The following is a 15,721-nucleotide window of genomic DNA, read 5'->3' as shown; positions in this document are numbered from 1 at the left end:
AGACGGGCGGGCACGAGGGCCCTCCTGGCGCTCGCGCGGGTGCACGCTCGGCGTCCAGTCTCGGTCATGCAGGTGACACGGGGTCGCCGACGCGCTGACGCGTGGTGATCGGTGTCCGATTCCGCCTGTACTCTCGGCCCCATGAAGCCTGCCGCCACCTTCACGGTCGCCTCCGATCTGCCCGCCGCGCTCGAGCCGCTGCGCACCCTCGCGATGAACCTGCGCTGGTCCTGGCGCAGGCAGACCCTCGCCCTCTTCCAGGACCTCGACCCGGAGGCCTTCGCCGCGAGCGGAGGCAGCCCGATCGCGATGCTCCCCCTCGTGCCCGCGAGCCGTCTCGCGCAGATGGCCGGCGACGAGGACTACCTCGCCAGGATGCGCGCCGAGATCGGCGACCTGCGCACCTACCTCGACTCCGGCCGCTGGTTCCAGCGCACCGTGCCCACCCAGGGGGCCGACGGGGAGCGCACCCCGGCCGTCGCCTACTTCTCCATGGAGTTCGGCATCACCCCCACGCTGCCGATCTACTCGGGAGGCCTCGGGATCCTCGCCGGCGATCACCTGAAGTCGGCCTCGGACCTGGGCGTCCCGCTGGTCGCCGTCGGGCTGCTCTACCAGTGGGGCTACTTCTCGCAGAGCCTCGACCGCGACGGCTGGCAGCGCGAGAGCTACCGCCTGAACGATCCCTCGGACCTTCCGGTCGAGCCCGTCGTCGACGCCGCGGGCGAGCCGCTGACCGTCTCGGTGGCCCTCCCCGGCGGCCGCGAGGTGCGGATCGCCGTGTGGAAGGTGCAGGTGGGGCGCGTGCCCCTGCTCCTCCTGGACACGGACGTCGAGGAGAACGACGAGGAGTCGCGGGCGATCACCGACCGTCTCTACGGCGGCGACCACGACCACCGGATCCTCCAGGAGATCGTGCTGGGCGTGGGCGGCGTGCGCGCCGTCGCCGCGTTCAGCGAGACCGGCGCCTTCCCCGCCCCCGAGGTCTTCCACCTCAACGAGGGCCACGCGGGATTCTCCGGGCTCGAGCGCGTCGGCCGGATCATGCAGCGCGGCCGCAGCTTCGACGAGGCCCTGACCGAGGTCCGCGCCGGCACCGTCTTCACCACGCACACCCCCGTGCCCGCCGGCATCGACCGCTTCGACGTCGGGGAGCTGCGGCGCGTGCTGGACGCCGACGAGTCCGGCATCTCCCGGCTCGTCGACGGCCTGCCCGTCGAGGCCGCCCTCGCGCTCGGCCTCGAGGACGGCGGCGAGGTCTTCAACATGGCCCACATGGGCCTGCGCCTCGCCCAGCGCTCCAACGGCGTCGCCAAGCTCCACGGCGCCGTCTCGCGCAGCATGTTCCGCTCCCTCTACCCGGGCTTCGACGTCGCCGAGGTGCCGATCACCTCGATCACCAACGGCGTGCACCGCCGCACCTGGACCTCGCGCGCGATGGACGACCTGTACAAGAAGGTCCTCGGGGACGTCGACATCTCGGCGCTCTCGGACTGGAGCCCGCTCGCGACCCTCGGGGACCACGAGCTCACGGCCGTGCGCGACCAGCTGCGCGGCGAGCTCGTGACGATGGTGCGCGAGCGCCTGCGCGCCTCGTGGCTCCAGCGCGGGGCCGACGACGCCGAGCTCGGCTGGCCCCAGGAGGTCCTCGATCCCGACGCGCTGACCATCGGCTTCGCCCGCCGCGTCTCCACCTACAAGCGCCTGACCCTCATGCTCCGCGACCCCGAGCGCCTGCGGCGGATCCTCCTCGACCCCGAGCGCCCCGTGCAGTTCGTCATCGCCGGCAAGTCCCATCCGGCCGACGTGCCCGGCAAGGAGTTCCTCCAGCAGATGGTGCGCTTCGCCGACGAGGCCGGCGTGCGCCACCGCATCGTCTTCCTGCCCGACTACGACATCACCATGGCCTCCGTGCTCGTGGCCGGCTGCGACGTGTGGCTGAACAACCCCATCCGCCCGGAGGAGGCCTCCGGCACCTCCGGCATGAAGGCGGTGCTCAACGGCGGCCTCACCTTCTCGATCTCCGACGGCTGGTGGGACGAGATGAAGGACGACGAGGCCGGCTGGACGATCCCCACCGCCCACGTCGCGGACCAGGGCGAGCGGGACCGCCTCGAGTCCGATGCCCTCTACGAGATCCTCGAGCACGAGATCGCGCCCCTCTTCCACGACGTCGACGCCGAGGGCATGCGCCACGGCTGGTGCGACCGCGTGCGCACCTCCCTGGTGCGGATCGCCCCGCAGATCACCGCCGCCCGCATGGTCCGCGACTACGTCACCGAGCTCTACCTGCCCGCGGCCGGAGCGGCCGAGGCCTTCGCCGACGACCCCGCGCTCGCCGACGAGTTCACGGCCTGGAAGGGTCGCGTCGCCGATGCCTTCGGCCGCATCAGCGTGCGCGACGTGCGCATCGAGGGCGGGCGCGGTGAGGGCCTCGTGCCCACAGGCGCAGAGATCACGCTCTCGGCCGCCGTCGACCTCGCCGGGCTCGGCGACCACGATGTCGAGGTCGAGGCGCTCGTGGGCCCCGTCGGCCCCGACGGCGAGATCGAGTCCCCGCAGCTCATCCCGCTGCGCCCGGGAACCGGCGTGGAGGGGGCAGCCGGCGCGGAGTCGGGTATCGGCGCGAGCACAGGAATCGGCGCGGAGGACGGGGGAGCGGCCCGCTGGTCCGCGTCCTTCACCCTCGCCCGCCCGGGCGAGCTGGGCGTGAACGTGCGCGTGGTGCCCCGCCACCGGGTGCTCGCCTCGCCCGCCGAGCTCGGGCTCTTCGTCACCGCCTGATCCCTGAGCCGACGCCGGCGCCAGCGCCGTACTTCGCCCGAGGGTGCGGCCGGCCGAGCTCTGCTCTCGTCAGGGCGGTCAGCGAGCGGGACCGTGTCATGGAGGGGCATATAGCGGCTCTCTCTGCCACATGTGGCAGAGAGAGCCGCTATATGCCGGTCGACGACAACCAAGACACCGGGAACGGCGGGCGCGGCCCGTCGACGACAGCCGTGACACCGGGTACGGCGGGCGCGGCCGGTCGACGACAGCCGTGACACCGGGAACGGCGGGCGCGGCCGGTCGACGACAGCCATGACAGCGGGAACGGCGGGTGCGGCCCGTCGGCGATGCGCATGATGGGAGCACCCGCCCCGGGCGTCATACTGGTCCGATGCGTCCCCGTTCGCCCGTGGTCGGCTATCTCCTGCTCGCCCCCAGCCTCATCGGCGTGACCGCCTTCCTGCTGCTGCCGGTGCTGCTTGCCTTCGTCGTCTCCCTGTTCCGCTGGGACCTCATCGGCACCCGCGAGTTCGTGGGGCTGGCGAACTACGCGGATCTGCTCAGCGGCGGAGCGCTGCTGAACTCGCTGGTCGTCACGGTGCTCTTCACGGTCATCGCGGTGCCCGTCACGCTCGCCCTGGGCCTCGTGCTCGCCACGCAGCTCGTGCGCGCCGTGCCCGGATCCTCGCTCGTGCGGGTGATCGTGGTGATCCCGTGGGTGTGCGCGCCGCTGGCCCTGGGCGTGGTGTGGAAGTGGATCTTCCAGCCCTCGACGGGCGCGCTGAACGCCCTGCTCGGCGTGCGCGTGGAATGGCTGACCTCTCCGATGCTCGCGCTGCCCGCCGTCGCCTTCGTCGCGATCTGGCAGCAGGTGGGATACGTGTCCCTGTTCTTCCAGGCCGGCCTGGCCCGGATCCCCGACAGCATCTACGAGGCGGCGCGCATCGACGGGGCGAGCCCCCTCCAGCAGCTGCGCTTCATGACGATCCCGCTGCTGCGGCCCACGACCTTCTTCCTGGGAGTCACCCAGGTGGTCGCGAGCTTCCAGGTGTTCGACATGGTCTACGCGCTCACCGGCGGCGGACCCGAGCACCGCACCGAGGTGATCGCCTCGCTCATCTACAACCAGGCCTTCGACTCCTTCGCCGTGGGGAAGGCGAGCGCCGTCGCGGTGGTGCTGTTCCTCCTGCTGGTCGTGATCACCGTCGCCCAGCAGCGGTACTTCGGCCGCCGCATCACCTACGACCTGAGCTGAAGGAGGACCCCGATGCACGCACGCCGAGCCCTGTCCCTGGCCGCGACCTACGCGGTCCTGCTGGTCGCGGTCCTGCTCACCCTCGCGCCCTTCGCGCTGTCGGTGATCACGGCCCTGAAGACGCCCCGCCAGTTCGTCCAGGACGGGCCGCTGGCCCTGCCCTCACCGCTCACCCTCGAGAACTTCACGTCCCTGTTCACCACCTCCGAGGGCGGCTTCGTCACCCCGCTCGTGGTCACCGTGCAGATGGTGGCCGTGATCCTCGTGGGGCAGATGGTGTTCTCCGTGCTCGCCGCCTACGCCTTCGCGCTGCTGCGGTTCCCCGGCCGCGACCTGCTGTTCTGGGTGTACGTCGCGACGCTCATGGTGCCGCAGGTCGTGGTGGTGGTGCCGCTGTACCTGATGATGAGCGAGGCGGGGATGCGCAACACGTTCTGGGCGCTCGTGCTGCCCTTCGTGCTGGGCTCCCCGTACGCGATCTTCCTGCTGCGCGAGAACTTCCGGGGCATGTCCACCGAGCTCATGGACGCCATGCGCCTGGACGGCGCGGGCACCCTGCGCCTGCTGTGGAACCTCGTGATCCCGCTGAACCGGCCCATCATCGTCACCCTCGTGCTGATCACGGTGGTCACCCATTGGAACAGCTTCATGTGGCCGCTGATCATCACCTCGGGGCCGACATGGCAGACGGTCACAGTGGCCACCTCGGCCCTGCAGTCGCAGTACGCGAGCAACTGGACCCTCGTGATGTCCGCGACGACCCTCGCGATGCTCCCGCTCATCGCGCTGTTCGTGATCTTCCAGCGCCAGATCACCCGGTCGATCGGCGCGAGCACCCTGCGCTGAGCGTGACGCCGGGTGTCCTCGGACGTCGGAATGGTCCCGGCTCGTCGGCCGGATCGGGGCACAATGGGCGGATCGGCGGGAGACCACCGCGCCCGCCCCTCCGGGCGTCGGCCGCATCGGCCCGCCGACCCGCTCGCGCCCGCCCTCCGGAAGGACCCGCCATGATCAATCGACGCCGCATGATCTCCGCCCTCGCCGCGACAGGTGCCGTGGGGGCCGCCGCGGCCTGCTCGCCCTCGGGCTCGGGCGACTCCGGTTCGGGCTCCGGCTCCGGCAAGGGCGGCAAGTCCCTCACGTTCCGCCTCTGGGACGACACCGCCAAGGCCGCCTACGAGAAGTCCTTCGAGGCCTTCGAGAAGGACTCCGGGTGGAAGGTGAGCATCGACGTCGTCGCCTGGGACGACTACTGGACGAAGCTGCCCCTGGACGTCGCGAGCGGCGACGCCCCGGACGTCTACCTCATGAACTCCGCGAACTACGTGCAGTTCCAGGAGGCCGGGAACCTGGTCGCGATCGACGACGTGGTCGATGGCGCCGACAAGGACCAGTGGCAGAAGGCCGTCGTGGACCTCTACACCCGCGACGGGAAGCTCTGGGGGGTCCCGCAGCTGTGGGACTCGATCGCGCTGTTCTACAACAAGGAGCTGCTGGACGCCGAGAAGATCGATCCTGCCGACCTCTCCTTCGACCCCTCCAAGGACTCCGACCCGCTGCGTGAGGCGGGCAAGGCCCTCACGGTCGACAAGGAGGACCGCCACCCCGGCGACAAGGGCTTCGACGCGGACTCCCGCAGCCGGTTCGGCTTCAACTCCTCGTGCGACCGCCAGGCGATCATCGGCCCGTTCCTCGCCTCGAACGGAGCGGACTGGGAGAACGACAAGGACCAGTACGCCTTCGCCTCGAAGGAGGGCATCGCGACCTTCCAGTACCTCGCGGACCTCGTGAACAAGGACCAGATCGCGCCCGACGCGGCCGACACCAACGAGAACGGCGATCTCTGCCGCGACATGTTCGCCCAGGGCAAGCTCGCGCTCTTCCAGTCCGGCCCCTACAGCCTGAGCGCGATCGACGAGGCCGTGGGCGACAGCTTCGAGTGGGGCATCGCCCCGATGGTCGCCGGCCCGGCGGGCGCGAAGTCCCTGGTCCACGGCGTGGTCGCCGTGGGGAACGCGAAGGCCGACGACGACCAGCAGGAGGGCATCGCGAAGCTCCTGACCTGGCTGGGCAGCGCCGACGGGCAGCGGCCCTTCGGCGAGATGGGCGTGTCCTTCCCGGGCAACAGCGACGTCCAGGACACCTTCGTGGACTACTGGAAGGACAAGGGGCAGGACGTCAGCGTCTTCATCGACGCCGCGAAGGACCCGGCCCCCGCCGACACCGGTGCCAAGGCGAACGCCGGGCTCACCGCGGCGATGCCCGTGTTCCAGGAGATCTTCATCGGCCGCAAGAGCGCGAAGGACGGCCTCCCGGAGGCGCAGAAGGCCGGCAACGAGGCGATGAAGTGACGCGCTGAAGGGCGGCGCCGCGCGTCAGCGGCGGTCGGCCCCGGTGCGGATCATGCCCTCCTGGGTGATGGTCGCGACCAGGGAGCCGTCGCGCGCGAACATCTCGCCCTGGGTGAGGCCGCGCCCGCCCGACGCCGAGGGGGAGCGCTGCACGTACAGCAGCCATTCGCCGGCGTCCACGTGCTGGTGCCACCAGATCGCATGGTCGATCGTCGCCATCCGCAGGCCCGGCGTCACCCAGCTCAGGCCCTGGCGGCGCAGGATGGGCTCGAAGGGCGTGTAGTCGCTCGCGAACGCGAGGATCGCGTCGTGCACGAGCGGGTCCGCCTCGATCGGCGTGAGCACCCGCATCCACAGCATCTGGGACTCGGCGCCCGAGCCGTCGGGCCGCAGGTAGATCGGGTCGGTGACGTGGCGGATGTCGATCGGACGCTGCGTCGCCCAGTAGCGGGCCACGGGATGGTCGATCCCGGCGAGGACCTCGGCCGTGGTGGGCAGGCCCTCGGGGTCCGGCGCCTCGGGAGCGCGGTCCTGGTGCTGAAGGCCGTCCTGCACCTCCTGGAACGACGCCGTCATCGCGAGGATCGTGCGCTCGCCCTGGGTCGCGAGCACGCGGCGCACCGAGAAGGAGCCGCCGTCGCGCAGCGCGTCGACGCTGAAGCGGATCGGCTGATGCGGATCGCCCGGGGCCAGGAAGTAGGAGTACATCGAGTGGATGTGCCGGGTCTCGGGGACGGTGCGGCCGACGGCGACGACGGCCTGGCCCATCACCTGCCCGCCGAAGACGTGCCCGCCGGGCTGGGGGCGCGTATCGCCCTCGAAGACGGCTGCGCTCGCTCCTCCGGCGGACCCGCCGATCCCGTCGGCCTCGAGGGTGCGCAGGTCCAGCAGGTCGAGCAGCGCGGCGGAGACCGCGGCGGGATCGGGCGCGTCGGCGCCGGTCGCGGGGCCGGAGAGCGGATCGGGATGCGCGTTCGACATGCGCCGATGGTACGTCGGGCCCCCGCGGATCCCTACGATGGCCCCATGGCTCATCTCGACATCACAGTCCCTGTCCGCTGGACCGATCTGGACGCCTACGGCCACGTGAACAACGCCGCCGTGGTGCGCCTCCTCGAGGAGGCGCGGATCGCCGCGTTCTGGTCGCCCAGCGAGGAGCAGATCGAGCGCGGGGCCGTGCGTCGGCCCTCGCAGCTCGACCTGTTCGACGCGACCTCGCCGCTGCTCACCCTCATCGCCTCCCAGCGCCTGGAGTACCACCGGCCCATCGAGTACCTGCGCGAGGGCGCGCTGGTGCGGATGTGGGTGCCGCGCGTGGGCGGGGCGAGCTTCGACGTGGACTACCGGCTGCTGCGGGCCGACGATCAGGACGGCGCCTACCCCTACGTCAGCGCGCGCACCACGATCGTGGTGGTCGAGCGCGAGCAGGGGCGGGCCACGCGTCTGAGCGACGAGGTGCGCGTGCTGCTGGACCAGTACACCGACGAGCCGCTCGAGTTCCGCGGCTGATCAGGCCGGGTGCTCGTCGGTCTCGTGGGAGTCGGTGAGCGTGAGCGCACCGACGGTCGCGATGATCCCGACGGCGACCGCGAGGATCGCGAAGGTGATCCTCTCGCCGTGGAAGAACGACGCGACCAGGCCGTCGGACCAGGTGCCGGCGGGCAGCGTCGTCGTCACGAGCGCGGCGATGAGCGTGCCCACCACGGCGGTGCCGACGCTGGTGCCGACCTCCTGCGCGGTGTCGTTCAGGGCCGCGCCGATGGAGGTGCGGTCCTCGGGCATGCCGCCGATGAGGGCGACCGCGCAGGTGGTCATGACGATCCGCAGGCCGAAGGACATGATGACCATGGAGATCGCGATCGGCAGGTAGCCGTGGTCCACGCTCCAGGCCATCCCCGCGAGGGAGACGAACATGCTCGCCGCGCCCACGAGGCAGGCGATGCGGTGGCCGAAGCGAGCCACCAGGCGCTCCACGAGCGGTGAGGCGACCAGCATCGTGAGGATCATCGGCAGGTTCGCGAGCCCGGCGAGCACCGGGGACCAGCCGTAGGCGAACTGGAAGTGCATGACCAGGGCGAACATGACGCCGGCCATGGCGATCGAGGTTCCGATCTGGGCGAGCGCCGCGCCGCGGACGGTGCCGGTCGCGAGCAGGCGCAGATCCAGCATGGGGGAGGCGGCGGTGCGCTCGCGCACGACGAACAGCACGATCGCGAGCACGCAGCCCACGAGGCAGCCGAGCGTGGCCGGCGAGGTCCAGCCGTTCTCGACGCCGCTGGTGAGCATAAAGCAGCCCAGGCCGATGGCGGCGATCGAGAGGACCGAGCCGGGCAGGTCGAGCTTCTCGGTGGTGAGGTCCTCGGGGCGGTCCGGGGCGACGCCGCGGCGCACGCCGATGAAGGCGATGAGGGCGATCGGGGCGTTGACCATGAGCAGCCACTCCCAGCGCACGTGGGCCAGGGCGGTGCCGCCGAGCAGCGGGCCGAGGATGAAGCCGCTCATGCCCACGATCATCATCACGGTGATGGCGCGCATGCGCACGGTGTCGTCGTCGAACAGGCGGAAGACCAGCGAGTTCGTGATCGGTGCCATGGCCGCGGCGGCGATGCCGAGGGCGGCGCGCAGCGCGATCAGCTCGCCGGTGGTCTCGACGAAGGCGACCAGCAGGCTGAGCAGGCCGAAGACGGCGAGGCCCACGAGCAGCACGCGGCGGCGGCCGAGGCGATCGGCCGCGGAGCCGGCGGTCAGCAGCAGCCCGCCGAAGGTCAGCGAGTAGGCGCCGGTGATCCACTGCATGGCGGTGGTGCCGCTGCCCAGGTCGCGGCTGATGGTGGGCAGCGCGATGCTCAGCAGCGTGTTGTCGACCATCTCGACGAAGAAGGCGAGGCACAGGGCGAGCATCGGCAGCCAGGCGGCGCGGAGGCTCGGATAGATGCGGGCCGACGGGGTGGGCGCGGCGGTCGGGGAGGACGGAGCCGACGCGTCGGGGGCGTCGGGTGGGACGGACGGTCGGGTGGTGGTCATGGGAACCTCCTGGGGAGTCGTATCGAACGACGTTCGAGAATGGAACAACGTTCGATAAGGTAGACCTGGAACGTCACGAGCACAAGGCGGAGGGAGGCGATGGGCATGGCTGGTGCGTCACAGGGCCGCCGTGGTCCGGGCGGCGCGGGAGGCCCCGGCGGTCACCAGGGTCCCGGTGATCCGCGCGGCCGGCGCGGTCACGGAGGAGTGCCGGGTCAGGGTCCCTCCGGCGGACGTGGCCCCGGGCGCGGTCCCGGGCGTGCACCGGCGACCGGGCGAGGGCCCCAGCGCGGTCGACAGCGGACGACGCATTCGCTCGAGGCCGTGCTCACCGAGGCGATCGCCCTGCTCGACGCCGACGGCGAAGGGGCGCTGACCTTCCGCGCGCTCGCCGCGCGACTCGGCGGCGGCGTCGCGAGCATCTACTGGTACGTCTCGAGCAAGGACGAGCTGCTGGATCGCGCGACCGACCAGGTCGTCTCGGAGTACGTCGAGCGCACAGCCCACCTGCCCGGGTCGGAGGATCCGCTCGCGGACCTGCGTGCGCTCGCCGTCGACCTGTTCGACACGATCCGCGAGCACCCGTGGACGGGCCGCTACATGATGCGCGACAGCTCGACCCAGCCGCACGTGGTGCGTGCCTACGAGGCGCTCGGCGAGCAGGTGATGCGACTGGGGATGGCGCCGCGGGAGACGTTCCACGCGGTCTCCACGGTGCTCGGCTTCGTCATCGGCACCGCGATCGATCTGGGCCAGGAGCCGCCCGCCGAGCTGGCGGCGACCCTCGCGGACCGCGACAGCGGTCTCGAGCAGTACGCGCAGGTCTGGCGGGACCTGGACCCCGAGGAGTTCCCGTACATCCACGCGATCATCGAGGAGTTCGTCGGCCACGACGACGCCGACCAGTTCCGCGCCGGGCTCGACCTCATCCTCGAGGGAATGCGCCAGCAGGCGCGCGGCGCGGTGGACCCGGACTGAGCCGGGGCGCCGGAGGATCCGGAGCGCCGGCCGATCCGGACCGAGCCGGGGTGCTCAGTCCATGTGGCCGGGGAGCGCGGCTCCCGGCATCGGCGCCTCGCCGCCGTCCACGGTGTTGACCATCGAGTGGGCGGCGCGCTCGAGGTAGTCCCACAGCGGCTCCTCGAGCATCGGCGCGAGCTCGAGGGAGTCGACCGCGGCCCGCATGTGCCGCAGCCAGGCGTCGCGCTGCGAGGGCGAGACGGCGAAGGGCGCGTGGCGCCTGCGCAGCCGGGGATGGCCGCGCCGCTCGCCATAGGTCTTCGGGCCGCCCCAGTACTGCTCGAGGAACATCCGCAGGCGCTCCTCCGCCGGCCCCAGATCCTCCTCGGGATACATCGCGCGCAGCTCCGGGTCCTCGGCGACGCCCTCGTAGAAGCGGTGGACGAGCCGCGCGAAGGCCTCGTGACCGCCGACGGCCTCGTAGAACGTCTGCCGCTGGGCGGGCGCCGGAGCCGGTGCGGGAGCCGGGCCGCCGCCGGCCGCGGGGGCGGCCGTCGGACCGGCCGTCGGGCGGGCCGTCGGACCGACCGACGACCCGCCCCGGGACGGATCGGAGGAGGGGCCCTGCAGGGGGATCGTCATGGGATGCTCCAGGTTCTCGGGCGGCCGCGTGCGCGCCGCCCATGTTCTCAGGAGGCCGCGGAGACGGCCCCGAAGCGGGGGAGCGCGAAGTCGATGTCGGCCTCGCGGAAGGCCAGACGGATGCGCCGACGCAGCTCCATCTCGATGGTCCACTGCTGGCCGGGCTCGACGCGCACCACGACGCGGCGCTGGTAGCTCGCGCCGTCGACCTCGAGCATGCCCGAGACGGTGACGGGGCCCAGCAGCAGCTCCTTCCACTGCTCGTCCTCGCCGAACTCCGCGCCGACCTCGTCGAGGATCTCGGTGACCTTCGTGTAGTCGGCCGCGTGGTCGATGTCCAGGACGACCACGGCGTTGGAGAACCCGCGGGACATGTTGCCCACGCGGATGACCTCGCCGTTGCGCACGGTCCACAGGGAGCCGTCGAGGGCGCGCACCTGCGTGGTGCGCAGGTTGATGTTCTCCACGGTGCCGCTGGCGTACTCGAGGTCCACCACGTCGCCCACGGCCACGAGGTCCTCGAAGAGCATGAGCACGCCGGAGACGACGTCCTTGATGATGTTCTGCGCGCCGATGCCGGCGGCCAGCCCCAGCACGCCGAGCGAGGCGATGACGGGGGCGACGTTCAGGCCCAGCTGATCCAGGATCATCACCAGGGCGATCGCCCAGACCACCATCGTGAACACGTTGCGCGCGACGTTCGAGAGCGTCTTCGCGCGCTGCGCACGGCGGGACTGGGCGAGCTTCGTCGAGCGGTCGTCGCGCTTGACGACGGATCCGGCGACCGTCGAGATCTTCGTCGACGAGTCGATCATCGTGTTCACGAAGCGCTTGATCAGCCAGGTGCCGATGGTCGAGATCAAGGTGGCGACCACGATGATCACCAGGATGCGCACGCCATGGCTCAGGAGCCATTCCACGAGGCTCCCCATGAGGGTGGTCGCTTCGTCGGCCGGGGCGGACAGCTGCGGCAGGAGGTCGTCGATGGGCATGGATCCGACCCTAACGATCAGTCCTCCACGTGGGCAGTGAGCGAGCGGGACGGGTGCCTCACACCCGTCGGCGCAGGGAGCGCGCGGACTGCGCGATCAGGAGCGCGACGAGATACACCCCGCCCAGGACCACGGTGACCATGCCCACGGGGACGGTCTGCGGGAGCAGCTGCTGGGAGGCGACGTCGGCCGAGGTGAGCAGGAGCGCGCCGACGAGGGCGGCCGGCAGGATCGGGATGCCCGGGCGGCGCACCAGCAGCCGGCCGACCTGCGGCGCGGAGAGCGCGATGAAGGCGATCGGGCCGGCGACGGCCGTGCACACCGCCACCAGGGCGACGGCGATCAGCAGCACGATGCGGCGCGCCCGCTCCACCCGCACGCCGTGCATGGCCGCGGTGTCGTCGCCCAGCTCGAGCTGGTGGATCACCGGGACGGACGCGATCACCGCCGGCGTGAGCAGCACGAGGACCGCGAGGGCGGGCAGCAGCGCGGGCCAGGACATGAGGTCGAAGGAGCCGGCTCCCCAGATGCTCGCCGCCATCGCCACCTCCTCCTTCGCGCGCAGCAGCAGGAACGTGTTGACGCTCGAGAGGGTCGCCGCGACCGCGATGCCCACGATGATCAGACGGAACCCCTGGATCCCGTCCCGGTAGGCGAGGACGTACACGAGGATCGCTGCGCCGATCCCGCCCAGCAGGGCGCCGCCGGTCTCGCCCAGGGAGGCCGCCGCCTGCGCGAGCGCGCTGTCGCTCGAGGCGAGCCCGCCTGCGCCCAGGAGCACGGTCGCGACCAGCACGCCCGTGTAGGAGCCGGTGGAGAAGCCGAGGACGTCGGGCGAGCCCAGGGCGTTGCGCGTGAGGGTCTGGAAGATCGCGCCCGAGGCGCCGAGCGCCGCCCCGAAGGCGAGGCCCGCGACCACCCGCGGCAGACGCCACTCGCGCACGATCATCGCGCGCGGACCGTCGCCGCGCAGCGCCTCGAGGAGTCCGCCGAGCGTGCCGTGCGGGGTGTCGGAGAAGATCACGGAGGAGCTGCCCAGGTACAGCGCGAGCAGGCCGATCGCCAGCGTCGCGAGGACCAGGGCGGCCAGGACGATGCGGTCGCGGCGGCGCTCGCCGCGCCGGCGCCGTGCGATCAGGTCGTGCGAGGGATCGGCGGTCACGGCCGGGCCGCCGGGGGAGGACGTGGTGCTCACAGGCCGCTCGCTCGAGTCCGGCGCACGAGCACGATGAGAACGGGGGCGCCGACGACGGCCGCGACGATCCCGGCGGGCGCCTCGCTCGGCCAGATGATCACGCGCGCCAGCACGTCGGCCACGAGCATCACGCCCGCGGAGATCGCCATCGCGAGCGGCAGCAGCCTGCGCTGATCGGGACCGACGATCCATCGGGCCACGTGCGGGGCCATCAGGCCGACGAAGGAGATCGGGCCGGCCATCACCGTCGCCGCACCCGCGAGCAGCGTGATCGCGAGGACCATGAGCACCCGGATCCGCAGCAGATGGGCGCCCGCCGCGACCGCGAGGTCGTCGCCCAGCGCGAGCAGGTTCATGCCCGGTGCGAGCAGCAGGGCCAGGACCACGCCGACCGCGAGGAACGGCAGGGCGGGCACCACGAGCGACCATCCGCGCTGGGACAGGTCGCCGCTCTCCCAGACCAGCAGCGCCGAGAACCGCTGCGGGTTCGTCAGCCGCATCGCCGAGGTGATGCCGGCGAGGACGGCGCCCAGAGCGACGCCCGCGAGGGTGAGCCGCTCGGGGGAGACGGCCCCGCCCGCCGTGCCGATCAGCCACACCGCGACCGTCCCCACGAAGGCGCCGAGCAGCGCGAACCAGACGAAGCCCGCCGGCGACGTGATCCCCAGGACCGTGATCGCCAGGGCGACCGCGAAGGCCGCGCCGGCGTTCAGCCCGAGGATCCCCGACTCCGCCATCGGATTGCGGGTGAGGGATTGGATGAGCGCCCCGGCGAGGCCCAGCGCGGCCCCCGCGAGCAGGGCGATCGTCGTGCGCGGCAGGCGCAGGTCGCTCACGGCCGCGTAGTCCTGGACGCTCAGGCCGAGGGATCCCGCCCGGACGCCCGATCCGCCGCCCCGGAGGTGGGTGAGCGCATCGAGCAGCACACGTAGCACGGTGCTCGGCGGGACCGGACGTGAGCCGATCGCGAGGGAGGCGATGCACAGCGCCAGCAGGATCACGAGCACCGCGGCGATCAGGAGGGCGGGGCGCGCGCCATGGGTCGCGGGAGCGCGACGCTCCGCGCCGCGGGACGGGTGCCGCCCCGTCCCGTCGGCGGCGCGCTCCGTGGTCCCGCCGCCCGAGCGAGGGGTGTGGCCGCCCGCGCGCGGGGCGCGGTCACCGGAGCGCGGGGCACGCGCGGAGGGCGCCGCGGCGGGACTGCTCATGGTGCCTCCGGATCGGCGGCGCTCACGCCGGCGGCACCGTCGCCTCGCGGGAGGCGATCGGGGCGATGCGGTCCCACGGGATGCGGGACGCGCGGCGGATGCGCGGGTCGGACGGGATGTGACGTGCGGTAAGTGCGCCGTCGGGGACTGGGCGCACAGCTGAGGTGAGTCTAACCTTTGTCATGACGCACGCCCGACTGCGCGAGCGTCCCCTGTGTCCACTTCCACCCGGAGGCCTCTCGATGCTCACACGCCGTTCCCTCTTCGCGACCGGACTCGCCCTCGGGTCCGTCGGCCTGCTCGCCGCCTGCGGCGGGTCCGACGACTCGAGCTCCTCGGGCTCGGGCTCGGACGCCGGCGGGGCCGACGGCGCGTTCCCCGTCACCATCTCCACTCTGTTCGGCGACGTCGAGGTCTCCGAGAAGCCCACCCGCGTGGTCGCGCTGGGCTGGGGCGACGCGGAGACGGCGCTCTCGCTCGGCGTGCAGCCGGTGGGAGCCTCGGACTGGATCGCCTTCGGCGGCGAGGGCGTCGGCCCCTGGGCCAAGGGCATGTACGACAAGGCCCCCACGATCATCGAGACCCTCGAGCCCGACTTCGAGGCCATCGCCGCGCTCGAGCCGGATCTGATCCTCGACGTCAAGAGCTCGGGCGACAAGGACCGCTACAAGCGCCTCTCCCAGATCACGACCACCGTGGGCGTCCCGAAGGACGGCGAGAACTACCTGGTCTCCCCGAAGGACCAGCTCGCGATCATCGGCAAGGCGCTCGGCGCCACGGCGAAGGCCGACGAGCTCCAGAAGGGCCTCGACGAGCAGTTCTCGAAGGTCGCCGACGCGCACTCCGACTGGAAGGGCAAGTCGGTGACGGTCGCGACGAAGACCTCCGAGGGCTGGGGCGCGTACGTCGAGGGCGAGACCCGCCTGGGCTTCCTCGAGAACCTCGGCTTCACCCAGTCGAAGAAGGTCGCGGCGCTGCCCACCGGCGACTCCGGCTTCTCCGTCTCGATCTCCGCCGAGCAGCTCGACGAGCTGGACGCCGACCTCATCGTCGCCTTCCCGATCTACATCAAGACCACCGAGATCACCGACGACAAGCAGTGGAAGCAGATCCCCGCGGTGGCCGACGGCCACGCCGTGGTCGTGGACGGCGATCTCTCCAGCGCCTTCTCCCTGGGCACCGTGCTCGCCCAGGAGTACGCGCTCAAGCAGCTCCCCGACAAGATCGAGAAGGCCCTGGGCAGCTGACCCGCCGCCGCGCCCGGCCCGCCGCAGCTCACCGTCGCACTGGGCCCGCTGCGCCCGGCCCGCCGCACCCGACCGTCGATC

12 protein-coding genes and 1 pseudogene are annotated in these 15,721 nt (G+C 71.9%); 7 read left to right on the top strand and 6 right to left on the bottom strand.

The window, feature by feature from the left end; genetic code table 11:
- Window positions 1-141: 141 nt before the first annotated feature.
- From glgP to MHY49_RS02845, 4 genes are all read left to right on the top strand, one after another.
- Window positions 142-2,784 carry an alpha-glucan family phosphorylase gene (glgP, locus tag MHY49_RS02860; RefSeq protein ID WP_239202435.1) on the top strand — a complete coding sequence of 881 codons (2,643 nt, stop codon included), beginning with the start codon at window positions 142-144 and terminating at the stop codon, window positions 2,782-2,784.
- Between the two features lie 373 nt (window positions 2,785-3,157).
- Complete coding sequence (locus tag MHY49_RS02855; protein ID WP_228358779.1) at window positions 3,158-4,021, top strand: carbohydrate ABC transporter permease; 864 nt, start codon at window positions 3,158-3,160, stop codon at window positions 4,019-4,021.
- Window positions 4,022-4,033: 12 nt separating this feature from the next.
- Window positions 4,034-4,867: a carbohydrate ABC transporter permease gene (locus MHY49_RS02850; RefSeq protein WP_239202429.1), complete on the top strand. Its 834-nt coding sequence runs from the start codon at window positions 4,034-4,036 to the stop codon at window positions 4,865-4,867.
- 161 nt (window positions 4,868-5,028) lie between these two features.
- Window positions 5,029-6,372, top strand: a complete 1,344-nt coding sequence (locus tag MHY49_RS02845; RefSeq protein ID WP_239202427.1) for a sugar ABC transporter substrate-binding protein — start codon at window positions 5,029-5,031, stop codon at window positions 6,370-6,372.
- A 24-nt stretch (window positions 6,373-6,396) separates the two neighbouring features.
- On the opposite strand, the gene MHY49_RS02840 is transcribed toward MHY49_RS02845, so the two are convergent.
- A complete protein-coding gene (locus MHY49_RS02840) occupies window positions 6,397-7,353 on the bottom strand; it encodes an acyl-CoA thioesterase II (RefSeq protein ID WP_239202425.1) in 957 nt (318 codons plus the stop codon).
- Window positions 7,354-7,398: 45 nt separating this feature from the next.
- On the opposite strand from MHY49_RS02840, the gene MHY49_RS02835 reads away from it, so the two are divergent.
- Window positions 7,399-7,881 carry a thioesterase family protein gene (locus MHY49_RS02835; protein ID WP_200501054.1) on the top strand — a complete coding sequence of 161 codons (483 nt, stop codon included), beginning with the start codon at window positions 7,399-7,401 and terminating at the stop codon, window positions 7,879-7,881.
- Here the strand turns inward: MHY49_RS02835 and MHY49_RS02830 are convergent, their stop codons facing one another.
- Window positions 7,882-9,273, bottom strand: coding sequence for an MFS transporter (locus tag MHY49_RS02830; RefSeq protein ID WP_239202539.1), 1,392 nt, complete (start codon window positions 9,271-9,273; stop codon window positions 7,882-7,884).
- Window positions 9,274-9,720: 447 nt separating this feature from the next.
- Between MHY49_RS02830 and MHY49_RS02825 the strand changes: the two genes are divergently transcribed.
- Window positions 9,721-10,374: a TetR/AcrR family transcriptional regulator gene (locus MHY49_RS02825; protein ID WP_239202423.1), complete on the top strand. Its 654-nt coding sequence runs from the start codon at window positions 9,721-9,723 to the stop codon at window positions 10,372-10,374.
- Window positions 10,375-10,428: 54 nt separating this feature from the next.
- Here MHY49_RS02825 and MHY49_RS02820 read toward each other — a convergent pair.
- The 4 genes and pseudogenes from MHY49_RS02820 to MHY49_RS02805 form a co-directional block, all read right to left on the bottom strand.
- Window positions 10,429-10,845, bottom strand: a pseudogene (locus MHY49_RS02820) (globin); the annotation flags it as partial.
- Window positions 10,846-11,045: 200 nt separating this feature from the next.
- Window positions 11,046-11,990, bottom strand: coding sequence for a mechanosensitive ion channel family protein (locus MHY49_RS02815; RefSeq protein WP_239202420.1), 945 nt, complete (start codon window positions 11,988-11,990; stop codon window positions 11,046-11,048).
- A gap of 58 nt (window positions 11,991-12,048) precedes the next feature.
- Window positions 12,049-13,185: an iron chelate uptake ABC transporter family permease subunit gene (locus tag MHY49_RS02810; protein WP_239202418.1), complete on the bottom strand. Its 1,137-nt coding sequence runs from the start codon at window positions 13,183-13,185 to the stop codon at window positions 12,049-12,051.
- A complete protein-coding gene (locus tag MHY49_RS02805; RefSeq protein ID WP_239202416.1) occupies window positions 13,182-14,393 on the bottom strand; it encodes an iron ABC transporter permease in 1,212 nt (403 codons plus the stop codon). The genes MHY49_RS02810 and MHY49_RS02805 overlap by 4 nt, the downstream gene beginning before the upstream one ends.
- A gap of 242 nt (window positions 14,394-14,635) precedes the next feature.
- On the opposite strand from MHY49_RS02805, the gene MHY49_RS02800 reads away from it, so the two are divergent.
- Window positions 14,636-15,640, top strand: coding sequence for an iron-siderophore ABC transporter substrate-binding protein (locus tag MHY49_RS02800; protein WP_239202414.1), 1,005 nt, complete (start codon window positions 14,636-14,638; stop codon window positions 15,638-15,640).
- The last annotated feature ends 81 nt before the right edge of the window (window positions 15,641-15,721 follow it).

The sequence above is a fragment of the Brachybacterium sp. ACRRE genome (assembly GCF_022346485.1).
Classification (GTDB): Bacteria; Actinomycetota; Actinomycetes; order Actinomycetales; family Dermabacteraceae; genus Brachybacterium; species Brachybacterium halotolerans.
The sequence above is the reverse complement of the archived record's forward strand: the minus strand, read 5'-3'. Positions and strand labels throughout refer to the sequence as shown.

What these genes read in the sequence shown, in the direction of transcription:
- glgP (WP_239202435.1), top strand. Translation starts at nt 142, where the DNA reads ATGAAGCCTGCCGCCACCTTCACGGTCGCCTCCGATCTGCCCGCCGCG.
- MHY49_RS02855 (WP_228358779.1), top strand. Translation starts at nt 3,158, where the DNA reads ATGCGTCCCCGTTCGCCCGTGGTCGGCTATCTCCTGCTCGCCCCCAGC.
- MHY49_RS02850 (WP_239202429.1), top strand. Translation starts at nt 4,034, where the DNA reads ATGCACGCACGCCGAGCCCTGTCCCTGGCCGCGACCTACGCGGTCCTG.
- MHY49_RS02845 (WP_239202427.1), top strand. Translation starts at nt 5,029, where the DNA reads ATGATCAATCGACGCCGCATGATCTCCGCCCTCGCCGCGACAGGTGCC.
- MHY49_RS02840 (WP_239202425.1), bottom strand. Translation starts at nt 7,353, where the DNA reads ATGTCGAACGCGCATCCCGATCCGCTCTCCGGCCCCGCGACCGGCGCC.
- MHY49_RS02835 (WP_200501054.1), top strand. Translation starts at nt 7,399, where the DNA reads ATGGCTCATCTCGACATCACAGTCCCTGTCCGCTGGACCGATCTGGAC.
- MHY49_RS02830 (WP_239202539.1), bottom strand. Translation starts at nt 9,273, where the DNA reads ATGCTCGCCCTGTGCCTCGCCTTCTTCGTCGAGATGGTCGACAACACG.
- MHY49_RS02815 (WP_239202420.1), bottom strand. Translation starts at nt 11,990, where the DNA reads ATGCCCATCGACGACCTCCTGCCGCAGCTGTCCGCCCCGGCCGACGAA.
- MHY49_RS02805 (WP_239202416.1), bottom strand. Translation starts at nt 14,393, where the DNA reads ATGAGCAGTCCCGCCGCGGCGCCCTCCGCGCGTGCCCCGCGCTCCGGT.
- MHY49_RS02800 (WP_239202414.1), top strand. Translation starts at nt 14,636, where the DNA reads ATGCTCACACGCCGTTCCCTCTTCGCGACCGGACTCGCCCTCGGGTCC.